At 67.1% G+C, this 4,611-nt stretch carries 7 protein-coding genes; 4 read left to right on the top strand and 3 right to left on the bottom strand.

All coding sequences use genetic code 11. The features are described 5' to 3' along the window. The 3 genes from ACLFQI_RS11855 to ACLFQI_RS11845 form a co-directional block, all read left to right on the top strand. Window positions 1-617: ABC transporter permease subunit (locus tag ACLFQI_RS11855; protein WP_410759590.1), on the top strand; the 617-nt coding region annotated here is incomplete at its 5' end. 374 nt (window positions 618-991) lie between these two features. After that, a complete protein-coding gene (urtD, locus tag ACLFQI_RS11850) occupies window positions 992-1,765 on the top strand; it encodes an urea ABC transporter ATP-binding protein UrtD (RefSeq protein WP_410759592.1) in 774 nt (257 codons plus the stop codon). 82 nt (window positions 1,766-1,847) lie between these two features. After that, a complete protein-coding gene (locus tag ACLFQI_RS11845; RefSeq protein ID WP_410759589.1) occupies window positions 1,848-2,312 on the top strand; it encodes a DUF29 domain-containing protein in 465 nt (154 codons plus the stop codon). Between the two features lie 39 nt (window positions 2,313-2,351). Here ACLFQI_RS11845 and moaD read toward each other — a convergent pair whose 3' ends face one another. Further along, a complete protein-coding gene (moaD, locus tag ACLFQI_RS11840) occupies window positions 2,352-2,603 on the bottom strand; it encodes a molybdopterin converting factor subunit 1 (RefSeq protein WP_410759588.1) in 252 nt (83 codons plus the stop codon). Between the two features lie 65 nt (window positions 2,604-2,668). After that, complete coding sequence (glp, locus tag ACLFQI_RS11835; protein WP_410759586.1) at window positions 2,669-3,916, bottom strand: gephyrin-like molybdotransferase Glp; 1,248 nt, start codon at window positions 3,914-3,916, stop codon at window positions 2,669-2,671. Between glp and ACLFQI_RS11830 the strand changes: the two genes are divergently transcribed. Beyond that, on the top strand, window positions 3,915-4,052 hold the full coding sequence (locus ACLFQI_RS11830; RefSeq protein WP_410759585.1) for a hypothetical protein: 138 nt from the start codon (window positions 3,915-3,917) through the stop codon (window positions 4,050-4,052). The two genes, glp and ACLFQI_RS11830, sit on opposite strands and share 2 nt — an antisense overlap. A 22-nt stretch (window positions 4,053-4,074) precedes the next feature. Here the strand turns inward: ACLFQI_RS11830 and moaB are convergent, their stop codons facing one another. Beyond that, window positions 4,075-4,605 carry a molybdenum cofactor biosynthesis protein B gene (gene moaB, locus ACLFQI_RS11825; RefSeq protein ID WP_410759591.1) on the bottom strand — a complete coding sequence of 177 codons (531 nt, stop codon included), beginning with the start codon at window positions 4,603-4,605 and terminating at the stop codon, window positions 4,075-4,077. Window positions 4,606-4,611: the final 6 nt, after the last annotated feature.

The following is a 4,611-nucleotide window of genomic DNA, read 5'->3' as shown; positions in this document are numbered from 1 at the left end:
CCTATGCGCTGATGCTGGCCTTCTTCCGCAACGAGATGGGCTTCGGCGGCAACAATGGCCTGACCGATTTCAAGGATCTGCTCGGCTTCGATCTGCAGGCGGACGCCACGCGCATTGGCTTGTTCCTGGCCTCGGCCCTGGCGCTGGCGCTCGGCTACTGGGCCTGCCGCTGGATCGTCACCTCCAAGCTCGGCCGGGTCGCGGTCGCGGTGCGCGATGCCGAGTCGCGGGTGCGTTTCATCGGCTATCGCGTGGACCGGGTCAAACTGGCGATCTGGACCTTCTCGGCGGTGCTGGCCGGGGTAGCGGGTGCGCTCTATGTGCCGCAGGTCGGCATCATCAATCCCGGCGAGTTCTCGCCGCTGAACTCGATCGAGCTGGTGGTCTGGGTGGCCATCGGTGGGCGCGCGACCTTGTACGGCGCCGTGATCGGCGCGGTGTTGGTCAACTACGGCAAGACGGTGTTCACCGGCGCCTTCCCCGAGGCCTGGCTGTTCGTGCTCGGCGGGCTGTTCGTGCTGGTCACCGTATTCCTGCCCGCAGGCATCGCCGGACTGCTGACGCGCTTGAGGCGCCGGCGCGCCGAATCCGAGACGATGCAGGGGGCAGGCGCATGAGCCCGTCGAGCGAGTCACAGACGGATAGCGAGTCCGCGCGGGGCCGCGAGTCGATGACCGGCAGCGACAACAGGCTGGACAGCGAAACGAGCCCGAGCACTGGGGCCAGCATGAGCGCGAGCAGTGAGACGAGCCCGAGCAGCGAACGGACGCTTGGTCGCGAGCCCGGCCTCGGCAACGACAGCATTCCGAGCAGCCGAACGGGTTTGAACGGCGAAGCGGGACGCCCGGCAAGCAGGGCCTCCGGTCGCGGGTCGGAGCGCGACCTGCTGCGCAGCGATCGCACCTTCGATTTCAGCGGCCCGAAACAGGTCTTCCGTGGGTTCGGCGATGATTTCAAGGAACTCACCCGCCGCGATCGACAGTTCGATTTCATGATCCGCGCCAAGGATCTGGAATTGGATGTCAGTCACGGCCCGATCCTCTATCTCGAAGGGCTGAACGTCAGTTTCGATGGCTTCAAGGCGATCGATGAGCTGAACCTTTATGTCGATGCCGGTGAGCTGCGTTGCGTGATCGGCCCGAACGGCGCCGGCAAGACGACGATGATGGACATCATCACCGGCAAGACGCGGCCGGATTCGGGCAGCGCCTTCTTCGGCCAGAAGATCGACCTGCTCAAGCTGACCGAGCCGGAGATCGCCGAGGTCGGCATCGGGCGCAAGTTCCAGAAGCCGACCGTGTTCGAGCATCACAGCGTGTTCGAGAACCTGGAGCTGGCGATGGCCGCCGATAAGCGCGTGTTCCCGACGCTGTTCGCGCGGCTGACCGGCGCTCAGCGCGATCGCATCGACGAGGTGCTCGGTATCGTCGGGCTCCAGGAACAGGCGCGGCGCGAGGCCGGCGCCCTCGCGCATGGCCAGAAGCAATGGCTCGAGATCGGCATGCTGCTGATGCAAGACCCGCATCTGCTGCTGGTCGACGAGCCGGTCGCCGGCCTGACCCATCAGGAGATGGAGCGCACTGGCGAGCTGCTGACCTCGCTCGCCGGCAAGCAGACGGTGGTCGTCGTCGAGCACGACATGGACTTCGTGCGCTCGATCGCCCAACGCGTCACCGTGCTCCACCAGGGCTCGGTACTGGCCGAGGGCAGCATGGACGAGGTGCAGAACGATCCCCGGGTGATCGAGGTCTATCTTGGTCAGTGAGCGCGTTGGCCCAAGGTGGCTCCCAACACGCGAGAGTGCCAAGCTGAGCCCCTGAGCCGACCATTGAGGAGTCCTGGCAGCGTTGACGACCGACTATGAGACCGACTTCTACGCCTGGTCTGATGAACAGGCCAGATTATTGCGCGCTGGCTGCTACGCGGCGCTCGACATCGCGCATCTAGCCGAGGAGGTCGAGGACTTGGGAAAGCGCGAGCGTCGCGCCTTGGAGAGCCGCTTGGCGGTACTGATCGGGCATCTGTTGAAGTGGCGCTATCAAGCGGACTATCCCTATCGGAAATCTTGGCGCGCGACGATCAACACCCAGCGCCGCTCGATCCAGCGCCTGTTGGCTGAGAATCCGAGCCTCGGCGCACAGCTCGAAGCCCTAATCAACAGCGCTTATCCAGACGCGGTCGACCTAGCGGTCGCCGAGACGCCGCTGGACTACGATGCGTTTCCAGAGGTCTGCCCTTGGGACCGGGATGCGCTTCTTGGCGATCATTGGCCTGCGCTCGCATCAGCGAGCGATCCCAAGTCCGACAGCTGACTGACGCGCTCGACCTCGGCACCGGGGTGGTGGGACCGCTTACCCGCCCGTCACGGGTGGGAAAAAGGCGACTTCATCACCCTCGGCGACGGGCGTCTCGGGGCGTGCCATCGCCTGATTGACTGCTGCAAGAATGCGCTGCCCTGGCGCGAGCGCGGATGCCCAAGGCTCGCCACGGGCACGGAGGAACGCCCTCAGCTCGGCGACGGTGGTTGCCACGCTCGGCTCGATCGCTTCGGCCTCGCGCCCGAGCTGCTCGCGCAGACTGGCGAAGTAGCGCACTTGGATCATGTCGGCGTATCCCTTAGGCGAGCGAAAAGACCAGCAAGGCGGTCTAAGCGTTGACAGAAATCGTCTTAGAGGCCCCGATCGCCAGGCACCAGCCCGGCGAACGGCAGAAAGGCGACTGGATCGCCGATCGCGATGGTCGCGCCCGGCGGGATGACGACCAGTCCATTGGCCCAGGTCAGCGAACTCAGGGCGGCCGATGAGCTGCTGTGGAAGCGCTGGATGGATGCCTGTCCGGCGCCATCGAACTCCAGCCGCGCGCGTTGATAGTCGCGACGTTTGGCCGGCTTGGTCAGCGCGAAGCCGGAGGGGAGCATGAGCGGGGTGGGGAGTTTGGCATCCTGCACGCCTTGCATCCGCTCGATGAACGGCCGTGCGAACAAGCAGAAGGTCACGAACAGCGAGACCGGATTGCCAGGACTGCCAATGAACGGCGTCTCGCCGATGTGCCCGAACGCGAACGGTTTGCCGGGCTTCATCGCCACCCGCCAGAGATCGAGGTGGCCGAGCTGCTCGACCGCCGGGCGCACATGGTCCTCGTCGCCGACCGAGACGCCGCCGCTGGCCATGACCAAGTCGGCCTGTTCGGCGGCGGTGCCGAGCGCGGCGAGCGTCGCCTCGCGGTCATCCTTGACGATGCCGAGATCGATCGGCTCGCAGCCGAGCGCCTGCAGCAAGGCGCGAAACAGGAACCGATTGGAGTTGTAGATCTGGCCGGGTCCCAAGGAATCACCGGGCATCGCCAGCTCGTCACCGCTGGCGAACACGGCCACGCGCAGCCGGCGATAGACGCGCAACTGCGCGGCGCCGACGCCCGCGGCAAGCCCCAGATGCTGGGGTCCGAGCCGCGTCCCGGCCGCAAGCACCTCGGTGCCCGCTCGCAGTTCCTCGCCGCGCCGACGGATGTTGGCGCCAGGAGCGACCTCGGCGTTGATCCGCACCCCATCGCCCTCCGGCTCGCAGACCTCCTGCACGACGACGCTGTCGGCGCCCTCGGGCAGCGGCGCGCCGGTGAAGATGCGCGCGGCGGTGCCGGGCGCGAGCGGCGTGCCGCACTGGCCGGCGGCGATGCGCTGACTGACCGGCAGCCAGCCGCCACCGGCTTGCAGATCGGCAGCGCGCAGTGCGTAGCCGTCCATCGCGCTGTTGTCCCAGCCCGGTAGATCGGTGCCGCTGATGACCGGCTCCGCGAGCACGCGGCCGAGGCAGTCCGAGGTCGGCAACCGCTCGCTGCCTTCGATGGTCCGGGCGGCGGCGAGCAGTTGTGCCGAAGCGGCTTCGACGCTGAGCGGTTTGGCGGCTGGCGACCCTGCCATGGCCTGGCCCGGCTCGCAGTCGTTCGCACGCTTGGTGGAGGATCGGCTGCCCGATGCGGCGGTCACCGAGGTGGCGGTGGCCGTGTCGGTCGCGCTGTCGCCCGAGGCGCCGCTGGCCGCAGTGGCCTGGTTGTGAGTCGCACCCTTGGTCATCGGGATCAGCGCTCGCCGAAGCGCGCGATGAGCTGGGCGAAGTTGCAGGGCCGGGTCCGGCTGTCCAGCTGCGGTTGCAGAATCCGTTCCCAGGCGGTGCGGCAGGCGCCGGTTGAGCCGGGCAGGCAGAACAGCAGGGTGCCGTTGGCGATGCCGGCAACGGCGCGCGATTGCACGGTCGAGGCGCCGATCTCGTCGAACGAGATCTGCCGGAACAGCTCGCCGAAGCCGTCGATGGTCTTGTCGAACAAGGGCGCGATCGCCTCTGGCGTGCTGTCGCGGCCGGTGATGCCGGTGCCGCCGGTGCTGATCACCACCTGCACCTCGGGATCGGCGATCCAGCGCGAGAACAATGCGCGCAGCTGGTAGACATCATCCCTGCAGATGACCTGCTCGGCGAGCCGATGGCCAGCGGCGGTCAGCTGCTCGCGCAGATAGTGGCCCGAGGTGTCATCGTCGGCGGTCCGGCTGTCGGAGACCGTGGCCACGGCGATCGGCAGTGACAGGAAGGGGGCATCATCAGGGGTTCGGCTCATGCTGTC

The sequence above is a fragment of the Halochromatium sp. genome, assembly GCF_046541315.1.
Classification (GTDB): domain Bacteria; phylum Pseudomonadota; class Gammaproteobacteria; order Chromatiales; family Chromatiaceae; genus Lamprobacter.
Note: the sequence above shows the minus strand (reverse complement) of the source record. Positions and strands in the feature narration are given on the sequence as shown.